The sequence below is a fragment of the Denitratimonas tolerans genome (assembly GCF_037203605.1).
In the GTDB taxonomy this organism is placed as follows: Bacteria; Pseudomonadota; Gammaproteobacteria; order Xanthomonadales; family Xanthomonadaceae; genus Denitratimonas; species Denitratimonas tolerans.
On sequence record NZ_JBBDHC010000002.1, the window covers coordinates 242,580 to 261,328 of the forward strand.

General features: G+C 68.4%; 14 protein-coding genes. 11 read left to right on the plus strand and 3 right to left on the minus strand.

The window, feature by feature from the left end:
- Nucleotides 1–47 precede the first annotated feature (47 nt).
- The 6 genes from WB794_RS02375 to WB794_RS02400 all read left to right on the plus strand — a co-directional run bounded on the left by WB794_RS02375 (nucleotide 48) and on the right by WB794_RS02400 (nucleotide 5,339).
- Nucleotides 48–605, plus strand: a complete 558-nt coding sequence (locus WB794_RS02375; protein WP_337334240.1) for a shikimate kinase — start codon at nucleotides 48–50, stop codon at nucleotides 603–605.
- The gene (aroB, locus tag WB794_RS02380; protein WP_337334241.1) at nucleotides 602–1,714 is read left to right on the plus strand and encodes a 3-dehydroquinate synthase; all 1,113 of its coding nucleotides are present in this window, start codon (nucleotides 602–604) and stop codon (nucleotides 1,712–1,714) included. Before WB794_RS02375 ends, aroB begins: the two co-directional genes overlap by 4 nt.
- Nucleotides 1,715–1,723: 9 nt before the next feature.
- Nucleotides 1,724–1,975 (plus strand): WGR domain-containing protein, encoded by a 252-nt coding sequence (locus tag WB794_RS02385; RefSeq protein WP_337334242.1) that lies wholly within the window; start codon nucleotides 1,724–1,726, stop codon nucleotides 1,973–1,975.
- Between the two features lie 24 nt (nucleotides 1,976–1,999).
- Nucleotides 2,000–3,052, plus strand: a complete 1,053-nt coding sequence (hemE, locus tag WB794_RS02390; protein ID WP_337334243.1) for a uroporphyrinogen decarboxylase — start codon at nucleotides 2,000–2,002, stop codon at nucleotides 3,050–3,052.
- A 71-nt stretch (nucleotides 3,053–3,123) separates the two neighbouring features.
- Nucleotides 3,124–4,848 carry a glutamine--tRNA ligase/YqeY domain fusion protein gene (locus WB794_RS02395; RefSeq protein ID WP_337334244.1) on the plus strand — a complete coding sequence of 575 codons (1,725 nt, stop codon included), beginning with the start codon at nucleotides 3,124–3,126 and terminating at the stop codon, nucleotides 4,846–4,848.
- Entirely contained in the window at nucleotides 4,848–5,339 is a 492-nt protein-coding gene (locus tag WB794_RS02400) for a hypothetical protein (protein WP_337334245.1), read from the plus strand. The genes WB794_RS02395 and WB794_RS02400 overlap by 1 nt, the downstream gene beginning before the upstream one ends.
- 21 nt (nucleotides 5,340–5,360) lie before the next feature.
- On the opposite strand, the gene WB794_RS02405 is transcribed toward WB794_RS02400, so the two are convergent.
- Nucleotides 5,361–5,915, minus strand: a complete 555-nt coding sequence (locus WB794_RS02405) for an NUDIX hydrolase (protein WP_337334246.1) — start codon at nucleotides 5,913–5,915, stop codon at nucleotides 5,361–5,363.
- A gap of 160 nt (nucleotides 5,916–6,075) precedes the next feature.
- Between WB794_RS02405 and WB794_RS02410 the strand changes: the two genes are divergently transcribed.
- The 4 genes from WB794_RS02410 to efpL all read left to right on the plus strand — a co-directional run bounded on the left by WB794_RS02410 (nucleotide 6,076) and on the right by efpL (nucleotide 10,511).
- Nucleotides 6,076–7,542, plus strand: a complete 1,467-nt coding sequence (locus tag WB794_RS02410) for an amino acid permease (protein WP_337334247.1) — start codon at nucleotides 6,076–6,078, stop codon at nucleotides 7,540–7,542.
- Nucleotides 7,543–7,567: 25 nt separating this feature from the next.
- A complete protein-coding gene (gene nhaC / locus WB794_RS02415) occupies nucleotides 7,568–9,043 on the plus strand; it encodes a Na+/H+ antiporter NhaC (RefSeq protein WP_337334248.1) in 1,476 nt (491 codons plus the stop codon).
- Nucleotides 9,044–9,158: 115 nt separating this feature from the next.
- Nucleotides 9,159–9,926 (plus strand): SDR family NAD(P)-dependent oxidoreductase, encoded by a 768-nt coding sequence (locus tag WB794_RS02420; RefSeq protein WP_337334249.1) that lies wholly within the window; start codon nucleotides 9,159–9,161, stop codon nucleotides 9,924–9,926.
- Nucleotides 9,927–9,947: 21 nt separating this feature from the next.
- The gene (gene efpL / locus WB794_RS02425) at nucleotides 9,948–10,511 is read left to right on the plus strand and encodes an elongation factor P-like protein EfpL (protein WP_337334250.1); all 564 of its coding nucleotides are present in this window, start codon (nucleotides 9,948–9,950) and stop codon (nucleotides 10,509–10,511) included.
- Nucleotides 10,512–10,547: 36 nt separating this feature from the next.
- Here efpL and pilB read toward each other — a convergent pair whose 3' ends face one another.
- The gene (pilB, locus tag WB794_RS02430) at nucleotides 10,548–12,278 is read right to left on the minus strand and encodes a type IV-A pilus assembly ATPase PilB (RefSeq protein ID WP_479686623.1); all 1,731 of its coding nucleotides are present in this window, start codon (nucleotides 12,276–12,278) and stop codon (nucleotides 10,548–10,550) included.
- Between the two features lie 276 nt (nucleotides 12,279–12,554).
- On the opposite strand from pilB, the gene WB794_RS02435 reads away from it, so the two are divergent.
- Nucleotides 12,555–17,477: an NAD-glutamate dehydrogenase gene (locus tag WB794_RS02435; RefSeq protein ID WP_337334251.1), complete on the plus strand. Its 4,923-nt coding sequence runs from the start codon at nucleotides 12,555–12,557 to the stop codon at nucleotides 17,475–17,477.
- Nucleotides 17,478–17,633: 156 nt separating this feature from the next.
- On the opposite strand, the gene WB794_RS02440 is transcribed toward WB794_RS02435, so the two are convergent.
- Nucleotides 17,634–18,647 carry a polyprenyl synthetase family protein gene (locus WB794_RS02440; protein ID WP_415926629.1) on the minus strand — a complete coding sequence of 338 codons (1,014 nt, stop codon included), beginning with the start codon at nucleotides 18,645–18,647 and terminating at the stop codon, nucleotides 17,634–17,636.
- Nucleotides 18,648–18,749: the final 102 nt, after the last annotated feature.

The following is an 18,749-nucleotide window of genomic DNA, read 5'->3' on the forward strand; positions in this document are numbered from 1 at the left end:
GGCGCAGCCGCCCAGGGAATATGGCCCGCAATGCTAGCATCCACGGCATGAAATCTGCTTCAAACCTGATCCTGGTCGGCCCGATGGGCGCGGGCAAGTCCTCGATCGGCCGGCGGCTGGCGGCCCGGTTCGGCCTGCCCTTTGTCGACGCCGATCGCGAGATCGAATGCGCCACCGGGGCCGCGATCCCGCTGATTTTCGAACTGGCGGGCGAGGCCGGCTTTCGCGAGCGCGAGCACGAAGTGCTGGCACGCCTGTGCCGCTCCGGCCCCTCGGTGATCGCGACCGGCGGCGGCGCGGTGCTGCGCGCCGACAACCGTCGCCTGCTGTCCGAGCACGGCTTCGTGGTGCATCTGGACGTGGACCCCGAGAGCCAGCTGCGGCGCCTCGCCAATGACCGCGCCCGTCCGCTGCTGCAGCGCCCGGACCGGCGCGAGGTGCTGCAGCGCCTGGGCGAGGAGCGCGCACCGCTGTATGCCGACGTGGCCGATCTGCGCTTTGAAACCGGCCGCGGCAGCGTTCGCCAGGCCGCCGAACGCCTCGCCGGCCTGCTGTGCGAACACTGGCAGGCTCCCATCCGCCCCGCTCCGGACACCATCCCGTGAACTCCGATCGCGTGCGACGGATCGACGTCGAACTCGGCTCGCGCCGCTATCCCATCCGCATCGGCGCCGGTCTTCTCGCCGATGACGACTGGCCCGCGTTGATCCGCGGCCGGCACGTCCTGGTGCTCAGCGACGCCAACGTCGCCCCACTCTACCTCGCGCGCGTGCAGGCGCGCCTGACCGGCAGGGTCGTCGCGGTCCGCGTGCTCCCGGCCGGCGAACGGGAAAAGACCCTTGCCCGCTTCACCGAGGCGCTGTCCGACCTGGCGGCGCTCAAGGCCAGCCGCGACGCCACCGTGATCGCGCTGGGCGGCGGGGTGATCGGTGACCTTTCCGGCTTCGTGGCGGCCTGCTGGATGCGCGGCATCGCCTTCGTGCAGCTTCCCACCACCTTGCTGGCGATGGTGGATTCGTCCGTGGGCGGAAAAACCGCAGTGGACCTGCCCGAAGGCAAGAATCTGGTCGGTGCCTTCCACCAGCCGGCCGCGGTGATCGCCGATACCGACACCCTGGCGACCCTGCCCGAGCGCGAACTGTGCGCAGGCCTGGCCGAAGTGGTCAAATACGGCGCGCTCGGTGATGCCGGGTTCTTCGCCTGGCTGGAAGAACACGCCGAGGCGCTGCTCGCGCGCGATACCGCGGCGCTGGGCGAGGCGATCGAGCGCAGCTGCCGGCACAAGGCCGCGATCGTGGCGCGCGACGAAACCGAACGGGGCGAGCGCGCCCTGCTCAACCTCGGACACAGCTTCGGCCACGCGCTGGAAACCGCCGACGCCTACGGTGGCCTCCTGCACGGCGAGGCGGTCGCCATCGGCATGGTGCTGGCGGCCCGGCTGTCGGCGCGGCTGGGTTTGGCACCGGCGCAGGACGGCGCGCGTCTGGCATCCCTGCTCGCGCGCCTGCGCCTGCCCACGGCGCTGCCGGCGGGCAGCGATCCGGCGCGCCTGCTGAACCTGATGCGGCTGGACAAGAAGAACCTCTCCGGCCGCCTGCGCCTGATCCTGTGGCACGGACTCGGCCACGCCGTGATCGTCCCGGACGTGGACGAGGCTGCGGTGCTGGGCACGCTCGAAGCAGCCGCTTCCGACAGCGCACGACGCGCAGGCTAGAATGCCCGGATGCGACAACTCACGATGCAGCAAACCTCGACCAGCCTCCCGACACCCCGCTTCGTGCGGCTGGTGCTGCAGGAGGACCTGCTCGGCGGCTGGGAACTGATCCGGGAAACCGGGCAGGCCGGCGGTCGCAGCCAGGTGCGGCGCGCGCTGTTCCTGTCCCGCGCACAGGCCGTGGACGCCTTCGAGGCGGCCCGCGCCGAACATGCCCGGCGCGGATTCGAGGTCCGCGGCCCACACCCCGATGCCGCCTGAGTCGGCCCCACCCGGAACCACACCATGAAAAACGATCGTTTCCTGCGCGCGCTGCGGCGCGAGCCCGTCGACTGCACCCCCGTCTGGATCATGCGCCAGGCCGGACGCTACCTGCCCGAGTATCGCGCCACCCGCGCCCGCGCCGGCAGCTTCCTGGCGCTGGCGAAAACCCCGGAGCTGGCCTGTGAAGTCACCCTGCAGCCGCTGGAGCGTTTCGAACTCGACGCGGCGATCCTGTTCTCCGACATCCTCACCGTGCCCGATGCGATGGGGCTGGGCCTGTATTTCGTCGAAGGCGAAGGCCCGAAGTTCGAGCGTCCGGTGCGCAGCGCCGCCGACGTGGCCAGGCTTGCCGTGCCCGATATCGGAGCGGAACTGGGCTATGTCACCGACGCGGTTTCCCTGATCCGGCGCGAGCTCGATGGCCGCGTGCCGCTGATCGGATTTTCCGGCAGCCCCTGGACGCTCGCCTGCTACATGGTCGAAGGCGGCAGCAGCGACAATTTCGCCCGCATCAAGGCGATGATGTACGACGATCCGGCCACCCTGCATCGCCTGCTGGACGTGGTGACACAGGCCGTGATCGCCTACCTCGCCGCCCAGCGCGAGGCCGGCGCGCAGGCGCTGCAGATCTTCGACACCTGGGGCGGCGTGCTTGCGCCGGCGATGTACCGCGAGTTCTCGCTGCGCTACCTCACCCGCATCGCGCAGGAACTGCCGCGCGGCGAAGGTGGAAATCGCACTCCGCTGATCCTGTTCGGCAAGGGCAATGCGCCGCATCTGGAAGCCCTGGCCGACAGCGGTGCCGAAGGCATCGGGGTGGACTGGTCGGTGACGCTGGAAGAGGCGCGTCGGCGCACCGGCGGGCGCGTGGCGCTGCAGGGCAACCTCGACCCGGCGGTGCTGTTCGCCTCGCCAGAACGCATCCGCAGCGAAGCCGCCGCGGTGCTGCAAAGCTACGGCCCCGGCCCCGGCCACGTCTTCAACCTTGGCCACGGCATCACCCCGGACGTGAAGCCCGACCATCTCAAGGCGCTGGTCGATGCCGTGCACGAGCTGAGCCGCACCGCCCCCTGACCCAGCGCACAGGCGCGGCAAGCGCCGCCCTGACGCCGGTTACACTTCCCTTTTCCGCTCCGCATGCCGCCATGTCCGACGCTACGCCCGCCGCGCCAGAACGCAACGACTTCATCCGCCAGATCGTCCGCGAGGATCTCGCGTCGGGCAAGCACGGCGCGATCCAGACGCGCTTCCCGCCCGAACCCAACGGCTATCTCCACATCGGCCACGCCAAGGCGATTTGCCTGGATTTCGGCATCGCGCAGGAGTTCGGCGGGCGCTGCAACCTGCGCTTCGACGACACCAACCCGGCCAGGGAAGATCCCGAGTACGTCCGGGCCATCCAGGACGACGTGCGCTGGCTGGGCTTCGAATGGAGCGAGCTGCGCCACGCCTCGGACTACTTCGAGGTGTATTACCTCGCCTGCGAGAAGCTCATCGCGCAGGGCGACGCCTTCGTCTGCGATCTCTCCGCCGAGGACGTCCGCGCCTATCGCGGCAGCCTGACCGAGGCGGGGCGCGAGTCGCCCTGGCGCAACCGCAGCGTGGAGGAGAATCTCGACCTGTTCCGCCGCATGCGCGCCGGCGAGTTCCCCGACGGCGCGCGCACCCTGCGCGCCAAGATCGACATGGCCTCGGGCAACATCAACCTGCGCGACCCGGCGCTGTACCGCATCAAGCACACCCCGCACCAGAACACCGGCAACGCCTGGTGCATCTATCCGATGTACGACATGGCGCACGCGCTGGGCGATGCGATCGAAGGCATCACCCACTCGCTGTGCACGCTGGAGTTCGAGGACCACCGCCCGCTCTACGACTGGTGCGTGGACAAGGTGGACCTCGCCGGCCACCCCGAACTGATGGCACCGCTGGTGGCGAGAGGTTTCCCCAACACCGCCGCCAAGCCGCGCCAGATCGAGTTCTCGCGCCTCAACCTCAACTACCTCGTCATGAGCAAGCGAAAACTGCTCGCGATGGTGAACGACGGCCTGGTCGACGGCTGGGACGATCCGCGCATGCCGACCCTGCAGGGCATCCGCCGCCGCGGCGCGACGCCCGCGGCGCTGCGCCTGTTCACCGATCGCATCGGCATCTCCAAGCAGAACTCGCTGATCGACTACTCGGTGCTGGAAGGCTGCATCCGCGAGGACCTCGACGCCCACGCGCCGCGCCGGCTGGCGGTGATCGATCCGCTCAGGCTGGTGCTGACCAACCTGCCCGACGACCACGCCGAAACCCTGGATTTTCCGAACCATCCCAAGGATGCGTCCATGGGCCAGCGCAGCGTGCCCTTCTCGCGCCTGCTGTGGATCGAGCGCGAGGATTTCGCCGAGGTTCCGCCCAAGGGATTCAAGCGCCTGGTGCCCGGCGGCGAAGTGCGCCTGCGCGGCGTGGGCATCATCCGCTGCGAGGAGGTCATCCGCGAGGGCGAACGCATCGTCGAACTGCGCGCCACGCTCGATCCGGACACCCGCCCCGGCGGCAGCGCGGTGGATCGCAAGGTCAAGGGCACGATCCACTGGGTCTGCGCGCGGCGCGCGATTGCGGCCGAGATCCGACTCTACGACCGCCTCTTCACCGTGCCCGACCCGGACGTGGATGCCGACGGCAAGACCTACCGCGACTTCATCAATCCTGATTCGCGCCGCGTGGTGCAAGGTTACGTCGAGCCGGCCGCGGCCGAGGTTGAGCCGGAAACCCGCTTCCAGTTCGAACGCAGCGGCTACTTCGCCGCCGATCGCTACGACCACGCGCCCGCGCGCCCGGTGTTCAACCGCGTGGTGACCCTGCGCGACACCTGGAGCGCCTGATGCGCCCCGCGCTGCGCTACTTCGCATTCGCCGTGCTGCTGGTGCTGCTGGCGGCCTGCGGCACACCGCGCGAGGTGGCGGCACCGGAGGATGCGGACGCCGCGCCACCCGCGGCCGTCGTCGCCGACTCGTTCGAACCCGACGACGCGGACGAGGAGGAGCGGTACACCCTGGACGAGGACCTCATGCCCCCCGCGAAAGGCGATGCCAGCACGGCCAAGGACGGCACCGGCGCGATCGGCGAAGTCGACTATTCGTGCCGCATCGACGCCGACTGCGCCGTCAAGAACGTCGGCAACTGCTGCGGCTACTATCCGGCCTGCGTCAACGTCGACAGCCCCACGTTTCCCGATCAGGTGAAAGCCGCCTGCGCGGCCTCGGGCACGAGCGGCGTCTGCGGTTTTCCCGCCATCAGCGGCTGCGAGTGCGTGCAGGGGCGCTGCGAAGCTGTGCGCACCGGATTCCTGCGCGAGGACGGCCCGGTCCAGTAGCCGACCCGCGTTGCGGCGGCCTCACGATGCCGCCTGGCGCGCCAGCCAGCGCCGCGCCATGCGGCGGATCGAGGCATCCAGCGAGGCGTCTTCCGGCAGTTCGGCGACGCTTCGCCAGGCCAGATCGAGCGATTCCTCGCCCACGCTGAACGCCTCGCTCCCGGTCGCCCGCACGACGTGGCGCACGTCGTAGTGCCAGTGCGCAGGCTCAGTGCCGCGCGCCGGGATCAGGTGGCGATCCAGGTCGAAGATCGCCGGCTCCACCACCAGATCGGACAGGCCCGATTCCTCGCTGGCCTCGCGCAGCGACACGCGCACGAGGTCCGTATCGCCATCGGCGTGGCCGCCAGGCTGGAACCAGCGCCCGAGCTTGCGATGGTGTGTCAGGAGCACGCGAGCGCCGTCCGCACTGACCAGCCAGGCCGAGCCGGTGAAGTGCCCCGGCGGGTGGCTGCGCTCGAAAACGCCCGGGTTCGAGCGCAGGAAGGCGAGGAAGATTTCGACGGCATCGCGCTGATCGGGCACGGCATGCGCGTGATGCTGCAATGCAGCGTGCAATGGCGAATGGAGCGGCATCAGGAAAGGCTCGTGGCATCGCGGCGCTGCAGTATGACCGTGAACATCGCGTTTCGCGCTTGATGCGGCTCTCAGGCCGCGTTAAGGTTCGGCGCTCATTGCGGCAGGCTGCGTCCTGCCGCTTTTCGGATTCGCCATTTGCCGCGAGGGGAAACACCGCATGCTCAAGAACCTGTTGGCCACCAAGCCGATCGCACCATCGGGCCACGTCGATGCGGGCGAGCCGGTGGAAGGCAGTCTCGAAGGCGAGGCCACCCTCAAGCGCACCCTCACCGCCCGGCAGCTGGTGATGCTGGGCATCGGCGCGGTGATCGGCGCGGGCATCTTCGTGCTCACCGGCCACGCTGCGGCCGCGCACGCCGGTCCGGCCCTTGTGCTGAGCTTCGTCCTGGCCGGTTTCGCCTGCGCCCTGGCTGGCCTGTGCTACGCCGAGTTCGCCGCGATGATGCCGGTCTCGGGCAGCGCCTACTCCTACTCCTACGCCACCCTGGGCGAGTTCATCGCCTGGTTCATCGGCTGGAACCTGGTGCTGGAATACCTCTTTGCCGCCTCCACCGTGGCGGTCGGCTGGTCGGGCTATCTCAACAGTTTCCTCGGCAATCTCGGCATGGCCCTGCCGGCCGCGCTGTCTTCGGCGCCGCTGACCATCTCCGGCTCGGAGATCGTGATGAGCGGCGCCATCGTGAACCTGCCGGCGGTCTTCATCGTCGCTGCGATCAGCGGGCTGTGCTACGTCGGCATCACCCAGTCGGCCTTCGTCAACTCGATCATCGTGGCGATCAAGGTCACCGTGATCCTGCTGTTCGTGGCATTCAGCATCCAGTTCATCAACCCCGACAACTGGGTGCCCTTCATCCCGGAAAACACCGGCCCGGGCCAGTTCGGCTACAGCGGCATCGTGCGCGGTGCGGCGGTGGTGTTCTTCGCCTACATCGGATTCGACGCGGTATCCACGGCAGCCGGCGAAGCCAAGAACCCGCAGCGCGACATGCCCATCGGCATCCTCGGCTCGCTGTTCCTGTGCACCATCATCTACATCGTCGTGGCCGCGGTCCTCACCGGCATGATGCATTACACCCAGCTCGGCACCGCCAAGCCGGTCGCCACCGCGCTGGAAGCCTACCCCTCGCTGGCCTGGCTCAAGTGGCTGGTGGAACTGGGTGCCATCGCCGGCCTGTCCTCGGTGATCCTGGTGATGCTGATGGGCCAGCCGCGCATCTTCTACTCGATGTCCAAGGACGGCCTGCTGCCGGCCGTGTTCGGCAAGGTCCACCCGAAGTTCCGCACGCCCTACATCAGCACCATCATCGTGGGCACCGTGGCCGCCATCCTCGCTGGCCTGTTCCCGATCGGCCTGCTGGGCGAGCTGGTTTCCATGGGCACGCTTCTGGCTTTCACCACGGTATGCATCGGCGTCCTGATCCTGCGCTATACCCGCCCGGATCTGCCGCGCCCGTTCCGCGTGCGCGCGGTGTGGGCCGTTTCCATCCTGGGTGCCGCCGCCTGCCTCTACCTGTTCATCCAGCCGTTTTCCGAGCACTGGCGTCTGATGGTGGGCTGGACCGCCATCGGCATGGTGATCTACTTCGCCTACGGCTACCGCCACAGCAAGCTGCGCAAGCGCTGATCCCGGCGGCCCGGACGCACTCCCCATGACCGCAGCATCCCCGCGCGAGCCCAGCCTGCTCCAGGCGCTGACGCCGCTGCTGTTCCTCATCGTCGGGCTGGTCGGCGCCGTCTATCTGTACGGCGACGACGCCTCCTCCGGGGCCAGCCCGATCGTGCTGATGCTGGCAGCCGGCGTGGCGGCCCTCGTCGGGCTGCGCAACGGCATCGCCTGGCGCGACATCCAGGACCACCTGGTGCACGGCGTGGCGCTGGCCGTGGTGCCGATCTTCATCCTCCTGTGGGTGGGTGCGCTGATCGGCACCTGGATCCTCAGCGGCACGGTGCCGACGCTGATCGTCTACGGCATGAAGCTGCTGCATCCGGCCTACTTCTACCCGGCCGCATGCCTGATCTGCGCCATCGTGGCGATGGCCATCGGCAGCTCGTGGACAGTGGCGGGCACCCTGGGCGTGGCGCTGATCGGCGTCGCCCAGGGCTTGGACATGTCGCCGGAAATCACCGCCGGCGCGGTGATTTCCGGCGCCTACTTCGGCGACAAGATGTCGCCGATCTCGGACACCACCATCATCTCCCCGGCGGCGGCCGGCGCCGAGCTGTTCTCGCACATCCGCCACATGACCTGGACCACCTTCCCGAGCATCGCCATCGCTCTGGTGCTGTTCACGTCGATCGGCCTGTTCGGCAGCCACGGCGGCAGCAATGAGGTCGGCTTCGGCGACCTGCCGGTGCTGCTGGGCGAGCACTACGCGCTGGGCTGGTACCTGCTGATCCCGCTGGTGGTGGTCTTCGTGCTGGCGGTCAAGCGCTTCCCGGCCATTCCCACGATCATGATCGGCGCCCTGCTCGGCGGCCTGTTCGCGGTGCTCTTCCAGCCCGACCTGACCGTGGCGCTGGCCGACGACGAGGAGCTGTCCCGGCCCCTGGCCCTGCTGGCGGGCGCCTGGAAGGCGGTCATCGACGGCTACCAGGCCGATACCGGGAACGCGGCGGTCGACAGCCTGCTGACCCGCGGCGGCCTGATCAGCATGCTCAATACGGTCCTGCTGATCATCTGCGCGCTGGGCTTCGGCGCGGTGATGGAGCGCACCGGCCTGCTGGAGCGCATGATCCGCAGCGTGCTGGCGGCGGCCAAGTCGGCCGGCTCGCTGATCGCCGCGACCATCGTCACCGCCTTCGGCACCAACGTGGTGGCCGCCGACCAGTACATGGCCCTGGTGATTCCCGGGCGGCTCTACCAGCCCGAGTACCGGCGCCGCGGCCTGGCCCCGGAAAACCTCTCTCGCGCGCTGGAGGACGGCGGCACCATCACCTCGCCGCTGGTGCCCTGGAACACCTGCGGTGCCTACATGGCGGCGACTCTGGGCGTAGCCACCTTCGACTACCTGCCCTACGCCTTCTTCAACCTGGCGGGGCCGCTCGTCGCCCTGTTCATGGCCTGGGCCGGCCTCAAGATCCTGCCGCTGGCCAAGTCCGAGGCGGCGGAGGCGGCGCCGGCCTGATCCGCCGGCCGGCGCCGAAAGCACGCTGAAGGCACAGCCCGCCGCCGGTCCCGCGCGGCGGGCCCGGCCGCTACAATGCGGGCCCTGTCTTCGCATGCTCCCAGGAACCCGCACGATGAAATCCAGTGATGTCCGCGCCGTTGTCACCGGCGGCGCCTCCGGCCTCGGCCTGGCCGCCGCGCGGCGCATCGTCGCCGACGGCGGTCGCGTCACCCTGCTCGACCTCAACAACGAAAGGGGCGCGGCCGCGGCCGCCGAACTGGGCGAGGCCGCCCGCTACCTGCACCTGGACGTGAGCGACGAGGCCGCCGCGGAAACCGCGCTGGCGCAGGCGCGCGAGCAGATGGGCGGACTCAACGCCGCGGTCTGCTGTGCCGGCATCCTCGGCGCCGGGCGCACCCTCGGGCGCGAGGGCCCGATGCCGCTGGAGCGCTTCGCCACCACGGTGCGGGTGAACCTCATCGGCAGCTTCAACATCGCCAAGGCCGCCGCGAACCTGATGCAGCACAACGAGGCCAATGCCGACGGCGAGCGCGGGGCGATCACCTTCACCGCCTCCATCGCGGCCTGGGAAGGCCAGATCGGGCAGGCTGCCTACGCTGCCAGCAAAGGCGGCGTGATCGGCATGACCCTGCCGCTGGCGCGCGAGTTCACCCGCATCGGCGTGCGCGTGATGGCGATCGCGCCGGGCGTCTTCCACACCCCGATGGTCGACGGCATGCCCGAGGCGATCTACCAGTCGCTGTGCGCGCAGGTGCCCTTCCCTTCGCGTCTGGGCGATCCGGCCGAGTTTGCCGACACGGTCGCCTACATCCTCCGCAACGGCTACCTCAACGGCAGCGCGATCCGCGTCGATGGCGCGATCCGGCTGCAGCCCAAGTAACTCCCCAGCAGGATTTCTCCCATGAAGGCATCCGATGTCCGCAAGGGCAACGTCGTCGAGCACAACGGCGGCATCTACCAGGTGCGCGACATCGAGCGCAGTTCCCCCACCGCGCGCGGTGGCAACGTCACCTTCCGCTTCACCCTCTACAGCGTACCGGCCGGCAGCAAGCTCGACCTGAGCCTGCGCGCGGACGATGAGCTCAAGGAGGTGGAGCTGAGCCGGCGCTCCTGCAGCTATTCCTACATGGACGGCGACGCCTTCGTCTTCATGGACGACGAGGATTACACCCAGTACGTGCTTGGGCCCGAGCTGATCGGCGACAGCGCCGGTTACATCAGCGACGGCCTCAAGGACTGCTACGTGCAGATCATCGACGATGCGCCGGTGGGCCTGCAGTTGCCCCAGAGCGTGGAACTGGAGGTGATCGACACCCCGCCCGAACTCAGGGGCGGCACCGCGACCAAGCGCCCCAAGCCCGCCCGCCTCAGCACCGGCATCGAAATCCAGGTGCCCGAATACATTTCCAACGGCGAGAAGATCTGGGTCAACACCGCCACCGGCGAATTCGCCGGGCGCGTCTGACGCGGCCGACGCGGCACCCTTCCCGGTGCCGCGTGATCAATCCTTGGTGACGCGGTTGATCTCGGCCAGGCTGGTGACGCCGGCCGCGCACTTTCGGATCGCCGACTGGCGCAGATCGTTGATGCCGGCGCGCTGCGCAGCCTCGGCGATCTGCATCGAATTGCCTCCTTCCAGGATGATCTTCTGGATCTCCTCGGTCAGCGGCATCACCTGGTAGATGCCGGTGCGCCCCTTGTAGCCCTCGTTGCACTGGTCGCAGCCCACGGCATCGAACAGGTGCAGGCCGGCATCGATCTGCTGCTGGGTGAATCCTTCGGCCAGAAGCGCATGGTCGGGCAGCGCCATCGGCTTCTTGCAGTGCTGGCACAGGCGCCGCGCCAGGCGCTGGGCGATGACCAGCGACACCGAGGAAATGATGTTGAACGGGGCGATGCCCATGTTCATCAGGCGCGAAACCGTCTGCGGCGCATCGTTGGTGTGCAGGGTGGACAGCACCATGTGGCCGGTCTGTGCGGCCTTGACCGCGATCTCGGCGGTTTCCAGATCGCGGATTTCGCCCACCATCACCACGTCCGGGTCCTGACGCAGGAAGCTCCTCAGGGCCACGGAAAACGTCATGCCGCGCTTGGCATTCTGCTGCACCTGGTTGATGCCGGGCACGCGGATTTCCACCGGATCCTCCACCGTTGAAATGTTGCGCGCGTCGGTGTTGAGGATGTTGAGCGCGGTGTAGAGCGACACGGTCTTGCCCGAGCCGGTGGGGCCGGTCACCAGCACCATGCCGTACGGTTTCGCGATGGCGTCCAGGAAGAGCTGCTTCTGGTCGTCCTCGTAGCCCAGCATGTCGATGCCCAGCTTGGCCGCGCTGCCGTCCAGGATACGCAGCACGATCTTCTCGCCGAACAGCGTCGGGCAGGTGCTGACGCGAAAGTCCATCGCCTTGTTCTTGGAAAGGTTGAGCTTGATGCGCCCGTCCTGCGGCACGCGCCGCTCGGCGATGTCCAGGCCGCTCATCACCTTCAGGCGCGAGGAAATGCGCGGGTTGAGCTTGACCGGCGGCTTGGCCACGGTGCGCAGGATGCCGTCCATCCGGTAGCGCACGCGGTACTCGGATTCATAGGGCTCGAAGTGCACGTCCGAGGCACCGCGCTTGATCGCATCCACCAGCATCTTGTTGACGAACTTCACCACCGGGGTGTCGTCGCCCTTGGCATCCACGCCGCCGCCGGCATCCTCGTCATCGTCTCCCGTCGAGGATTCGAGGTCGGCAAGTCCCTCGTCGTCTTCGCCGCCGGCATCGAAGGAGTCGGTCGCCATCAGCGCGGTCTCGATGCCACGACGCAGCTGGTCGGCATCGACGAGGATCGCCTCGGTGAACAGGTTGGTCTGGAACTTGACGTCGTCCAGGCCGCGGGTGTTGGTTGGGTCGGCGAGGCCCACGTACAGGCGGGTGCCGCGCTTGAACAGCGGCAGCACCTGGTGGGTGGTCATGGTCTGCTCGGAGACCAGCTTGGTCGGTGCCTGGCGCAGGTCCATCGAGGTCACGTCGAACAGCGGCATGCCGAACTCCAGCGAGTTCGCCGCGGCAATCTGGGCCGCGCTGGCCAGGCGTTTTTCCATCAGCCAGACCGGGATCGGCTTGCGCTCCTTGCCTGCTTCATCCTGTGCGCGTCGGGCATCGGCTTCGGTGAGTACGCCGTCCATCGCCAGACGCCGGATGATGCCGGTGATTCCGATCAGGGGGGCGGCAGGGGAAGTCGCGCTCATTACACACTCTCGCAGCAGCGGGTGGCGGGAGGAAAACTCTAGCGCGAAGCGCGCACTTACTCCAATGCCGGCATCCGGCGGCACCCGTCGCGCGGCGCACATGCCCCGGCGTATGGCGCGGACTGCGCCGCAAGCGCCGCGGCGCAAGGCTGAACCCGCCGTGACCCCGCGGCTGCGAAATATCCCGGCAAAGCACCCCGGGCACGCTGCAAGGCCACCGAAGCCGATGCCGTGGTGGCATAATTTCCGGCCGTGTTCCCAACCTTTCGGTTCACGATGACCACCCTTTCCGATTCAACCGCCCCGACAGCCGACGCACGGCTCGGGGCGGTCCTCGACGCGCTGCGCGGCAGCGTGCCTGCCAACAAGGCACACGACGCCGACCTTTTCGCGCGGGCGTTCTATGCCCGCATGGAGGCGGAGGAGTACGCGATCCGCGCGCCCGCTGCATGGGCGGCACTCGCCCGCGGATACCTCGAGTTCCTGCAGCAGCGTGCGCCGGGAACGACGGCCCTGCGCATCTTCAACCCGACGCTGGAGGCGCACGGCTGGGAGTCGCCGCACACGGTGATCCAGATCGCCAACGACGACATGCCCTTCCTCGTGGACTCGGTCAGCATGGTGCTCGACGCGGCCCAGGTCGGCATCCACGTCCTCGGCCACCCGGTGATCGACGTGGAGCGCGACGCCAGCGGTGTCGCCACGCGACTGGGCAGCGGGGCCACCGAATCGGTGATGCACATCGAGATCGACCGCCAGATCGGCCCGGCGGCATTCCTTCGGCTTGAGCGCGCCATCCTCTCGGCGCTCGATGACGTGCGCGCCTGCGTCACCGATTGGCGCGCCATGCGCGATCGCGCGCTTGAAAGCGCCGAACACCTGTCGCAGGCCGGTTCGGGCCTGCCACGCGAGCGCGTGGACGAAGCCTGCGAATTCCTGCGCTGGGTCGCGGACGACCACTTCGTGTTCCTGGGCTATCGCGAGTACGCGCTGGGCTCCTCGCCCGATGACACGGTCCTGCGCGCCCTGCCGGAAGGCGGCCTGGGCCTTTTGCGCAGCAACCAGCGCGCCGGCCGCCCGCGCTCGGTGCGCGGCGTGCTCGACTCGCTCACCGCCGCGCAAAGCGAACCGGACGCATTGATCCTGACCAAGACCAACGCCCGCTCCACGGTGCACCGCGCCGGCTACATGGACTACATCGGCGTGCTCCAGTTCGATGCCGCCGGGCGCACGACCGGCGAACGCCGCTTCATCGGCCTGTTCACCTCCAGCGCGTACAGCGCGCGTGCCTGGGACATTCCGCTGGTGCGCCAGCGCCACGCCTTCGTGATGAACCAGTCGGGGCTGGCACCAGACAGCCACAGCGGCAAGGCCCTGCGCCAGATCCTCGAGATCCTGCCGCGCGACGAACTGTTCCAGAGCAATTCGCGCGAACTGCACCGCACCGCGATGAGCGTGCTGGCGCTGCAGGAACGGATCCGCCCGCGCCTGTTCCTGCGCCGCGACCGCTTCGGCCGCTTTTTTTCGATCCTGGCCTACGTACCGCGCGACCGCTTCAACGCCGAGGTCAGCCAGCGCATCGAGGACCTCCTGATGGCGGCACTCAACGGCCAGCAGATCGACACCACCAGCCACGTCGGCTCTTCGCCGCTGGCGCAAATGCACATGATCGTCCGCCCCAAGGCGGGTACACCGGAGAACGTAGACGTGGATGACCTCAACCAGCAGATGGCTGGCATCGTTCGCAGCTGGCACGACGCCCTGCGTGAACACCTCGTGCAGCGCTGCGGCGAAGCCGAAGGGCAGAAACTCGCCAACCGTTTTGCCCGCGCCCTGCCGGCCGGCTATGTCGCGGAAGTCGCACCCGAGGTGGCGGCCGACGACGTGATCCGCCTCGCCGCGCTGGAGCGTGATGATGGCCTCGGTCTGAACCTCTACCTGCACCGCGCCAAGGACAGGACGCCGCAGCTGCGCTTCAAGATCTACCGCACCGGCAGCGACATCTCGCTTTCCGAGGCACTGCCGCTGCTGGAAAACCTCGGACTGCGCATCCAGACCGAGCGCCCCTACGCCGTGCACCTGGATGATGCCGGCACCTTCATCCAGGACTTCGAGATCGAGGCCATCGGCACGGTCGACGTGGACGCCGTGCGCGCGCGCTTCGAACAGGCCTTCGAGAACATCTGGCGCGGGCGCGCCGAGAGCGACGGGTTCAACCGCCTGATCCTGGCCGCACGCCTGGACTGGCGTCAGGTCGCCATGCTGCGCGGCTACGCCAAGTACCTCTTGCAGGTCGGGGTGCCGTTCTCGCAGAGCTACATGGAAGAAACGCTGGCGCGCTATCCGCTCGTTGCCCGTCTCCTGGTCGAACTGTTCGAAGCACGCTTCCATCCGGACGAGGACAGCGCGCAGAAGGCCGCCGGCCAGAAGGATTTCGGTACCGAACTGCAGGCGCTGGTGGGTGCCGATGAGGCCGCGATGAAGGCGGTCGAGCCGGTCATCGCCGCGCGCCTCGATGGGCGCCACGCCCAGATGGACGCCGCGCACCAGGCGCTGCTGGCGGTGCTGGACCGGGTCGAGAGCATCGACGAAGACCGCATCCTGCGCAGCTTCAAGACCGCGATGCTCGCAACCCTGCGCACCAGCTTCTACCAGCGTCAGAAGCCCCGCGCGCAGGAGGTCATCGCGTTCAAGATCGATCCCTCGGCGATGCCCGAATCGCCCAAGCCGCGCCCCTACCGCGAAATCTTCGTCTACGGCCCGCGCGTGGAAGGCACCCACCTGCGCTTCGGCCCGGTGGCGCGCGGCGGCCTGCGCTGGTCGGATCGTCGCGAGGACTTCCGCACCGAGGTGCTGGGTCTGGTGAAGGCGCAGATGGTGAAGAACACCGTCATCGTGCCGGTGGGTGCCAAGGGCGGCTTTTTCGTCAAGCGCCCGCCCACCGACCGCGAAGCGGTGCAGGCCGAGGGCATCGATTGCTACAAGCTTTTCATCGGCTCGATGCTCGACATCACCGACAACATCGTCGAAGGCAAGATCGTGCCGCCGCCGGACGTGGTGCGCCACGACGAGGACGATCCCTACCTGGTCGTGGCCGCGGACAAGGGCACGGCGCGCTTTTCCGACATCGCCAACGGCCTGGCGCTGGAGGAAGGCTTCTGGCTGGGCGACGCCTTCGCCTCGGGCGGCTCGGTGGGCTACAGCCACAAGGGCATGGGCATCACCGCGCGCGGTGCCTGGGAATCGGTCAAGCGCCATTTCCTCGCGCTCGGGCGCGACTGCCAGAACGAGGACTTCACCTGCGTGGGCATCGGCGACATGTCGGGCGACGTGTTCGGCAACGGCATGCTGCTGTCCAGGCACACCCGCCTGGTCGTCGCGTTCGACCACCGCGACATCTTCATCGACCCCAATCCGGACGCCGCCACCTCCTACGCCGAGCGCGAGCGCCTGTTCAACCTGCCGCGCTCGTCCTGGGCCGACTACAACCCCGCGCTGATCTCGGCCGGCGGCGGCGTGTTCCCGCGCAGCCTCAAATCCATCGCGATCACCCCGCAAATCCGCGCGCTACTCGTCCTGCCCGAAGACACCGAGCACCTGACGCCCAACGAGCTGATCACGGCCGCGCTCTGCGCGCCGGTGGACCTGCTCTACAACGGCGGCATCGGCACCTACATCAAGGCCAGCTCAGAAACCCACGCAGAGGTGGGCGACCGCGCCAACAACGCCATCCGCGTCAACGGCAACCAGCTGCGCTGCCGCATCATCGGCGAGGGCGGCAACCTGGGCATGACCCAGCGCGGCCGCATCGAGGCGGCGCAGGCCGGCGTCATCCTCAACACCGATGCCATCGACAACTCCGCCGGCGTGGACACGTCCGACCACGAAGTCAACATCAAGATCCTGCTCAACGACGCGGTGGCCCATGGCCAGCTCGACGTGCAGTCGCGCGCCGCGCTGCTGCACGAGATGACCGACGAAGTGGCCGATCTGGTGCTGCGCGACAACGTGCGCCAGAACGAAGCGCTGTCGCTCATGGAGCGCATGAGCGTGACCCGCCTAGGCTCCAAGCAGCACTTCATCCGCACCTTGGAGAGCCAGGGCCTGCTGGATCGCCAGATCGAATACCTGCCTTCCGACGCGGAGCTCTCCGAGCGCAAGGCGCGCGGCGAAGGCCTCACCCGGCCGGAGCTGGCGGTGCTGCTCGCCTACGCCAAGATGACGGTCTACAACCAGCTGATCGATTCCGACGTGCCGGAAGATCCGTTCCTGTCGGCCGAACTCCAGCGTTACTTCCCCAAGCCGCTGCAGGAGCGCTTCGCTCCCAACATGCAGCGCCACCGCCTGAAGCGCGAGATCATCGCGACCGCCGTGACCAACTCCATGGTCAACCGCATGGGCGCCACCTTCCTGCTGCGCATGCAGGAAGACACCGGCGAAACCGCCGCGCAGGTGGCCAAGGCCTACACCATTGCCCGCGTGATCGGCGAGGCGCGCAGCCTGTGGCAAGGCATCGACGCACTCAGCCTTTCGGTGCCCGACCGCTCCCGCCTGGACGCGCTGATGCTCGTCTGGAACAAGCTGCGCGGCATGACGCGCTGGCTGCTCAACCTGCCGGGCGTGAACCTCGACATCGCAGCCTCGGTGGAACGCTACGGCGCCGGCGTCGCGGCCCTGCGCACCTCCCTGGATCAGGTGTTGTCCGAACAGGACCGCCTGGCACACGCCGACGCGCGCGCGCGCTGGATGGATGAAGGCTTCCCGCAGGAAATGGCCGAGCAGCTGGCGTCCATGCCTTTCCTCGGCAGCGCGCTGGACATCGTGCAGGTGGCGCTGGACAACGGCTTCGAGGTGCTCGACGTGGCTCGCACCTACTTCGGACTCGGCCAGGCGCTGAACCTGGCCTGGTTCGGCGAACGCATCGATACGCTGCCGGTGGACGGACGCTGGCACGCGCTGGCGCGCGGCTCACTGCGTGACGAACTGCAGTCGCAGCAAAGCGCGCTGGTGGCCCAGGTGCTGCAATCGGGTGCCGGCAAACCCGCTGATCGCCTCACGGCCTGGCTGGCGCGCGAGGAGTCGGGCCTGCGCTTCACGGTGGCCATGCTCCAGGAAGTGCGCAGCCAGCGTGAGCTGGACTACCCGACGGCCTCGGTGGCGCTGCGCCGCCTGGCACAGCTGGTGCAGCACGCAGGCTGAGTCACGCCCAGCATTGGGGAAAACCCGCCCCTCCGTGCAAACGGAGGGGCGCTCGGTGTAGGTCGGGGCTACGTCCCCGACGGCCTGGCCGCATGGCACTCCTGCGTCGGCCACGTAGGGCCGACCTACGGCAGGGCGGCGTAGACGGCCTGCCGATCAAAAATCCCGATCCACCGCATAGCGCGCCAGCCCCCGCAATGCCGCCGTCCAGGCGTTCTCCGGCAGCGTCCCCAGCGCGCGCTCGGCGGCATCGGCGTAGTCGACGGCGCGCTGGTGGCTGTAGGCGATGCTGCCGGCCGTCTCGATGGCGGCAAGCACTTCGGGCATCGCCTCCGCGTCGCCCGCCTGCACGATCTCGCGCAGGCGCTGGCGGGTGGCCACGTCGGCGCGGGACATGGCGTGGATCAACGGCAGGGTGGCCTTGCCCTCGGCCAGGTCGTCGCCAAGATTCTTGCCCAGCGCCGCGGCGTCGGCGGTGTAGTCGAGCACGTCGTCGGCGATCTGGAAGGCATAGCCCAGGTTGAGGCCATAAGCGTGCAGTGCGGCACCGTGGCGCGCATCCAGATCGCAAAGCACCGCGCCCAGGCGCGTGGCGGCGGCGAACAACACCGCGGTCTTGCGTTCGATCACGCGCAGGTAGGCGGCCTCGTCCACGTTCGGGTTGTTGACGTGCAGGAGCTGCAGCACCTCGCCTTCGGCGATGGCGTTGGTGGTGTTGGCCAGCACCTGCATCACCGCCATGCGATCCAGTTCGACCATCAGCTGGAAGCTGCGCGAATAGAGGAAGTCGCCGACCAGCACGCTGGCGGCGTTGCCCCACAGCGCGTTGGCGGTCTTGCGCCCGCGCCGCAGGTCGGACTCGTCCACCACATCGTCGTGCAGGAGGGTGGAGGTATGGATGAATTCGATCACCGCCGCCAGCTGCAGGTGATCCTGGCCGGCGTAGCCGAGCGCGCGCGCCGCGATCAGGTGCAGCTGCGGGCGCAGGCGCTTGCCGCCGGCCCCGACGATGTGCTCGCCCACCTGGTTGATCAGCAGCACGTCGGACGCCAACCGCGCCCGGATCAGGGCATCGACCCCGTCCAGATCGTGTTTCACGAGCCGCCCGATCGCATCGGGGGCCAGGGCTGTCGCGGGAGGCGGCGTCGGGGCGGAGGCGGCAATCGTCATTGGCGCATTATACGGTCCGCCGTGGCGGCTTTCCGATGCGCGAATGCGGAAAAGTCGCAGGCCCGGATACGGCTATTTCCGGGCATTCGCGTCGCGACGATA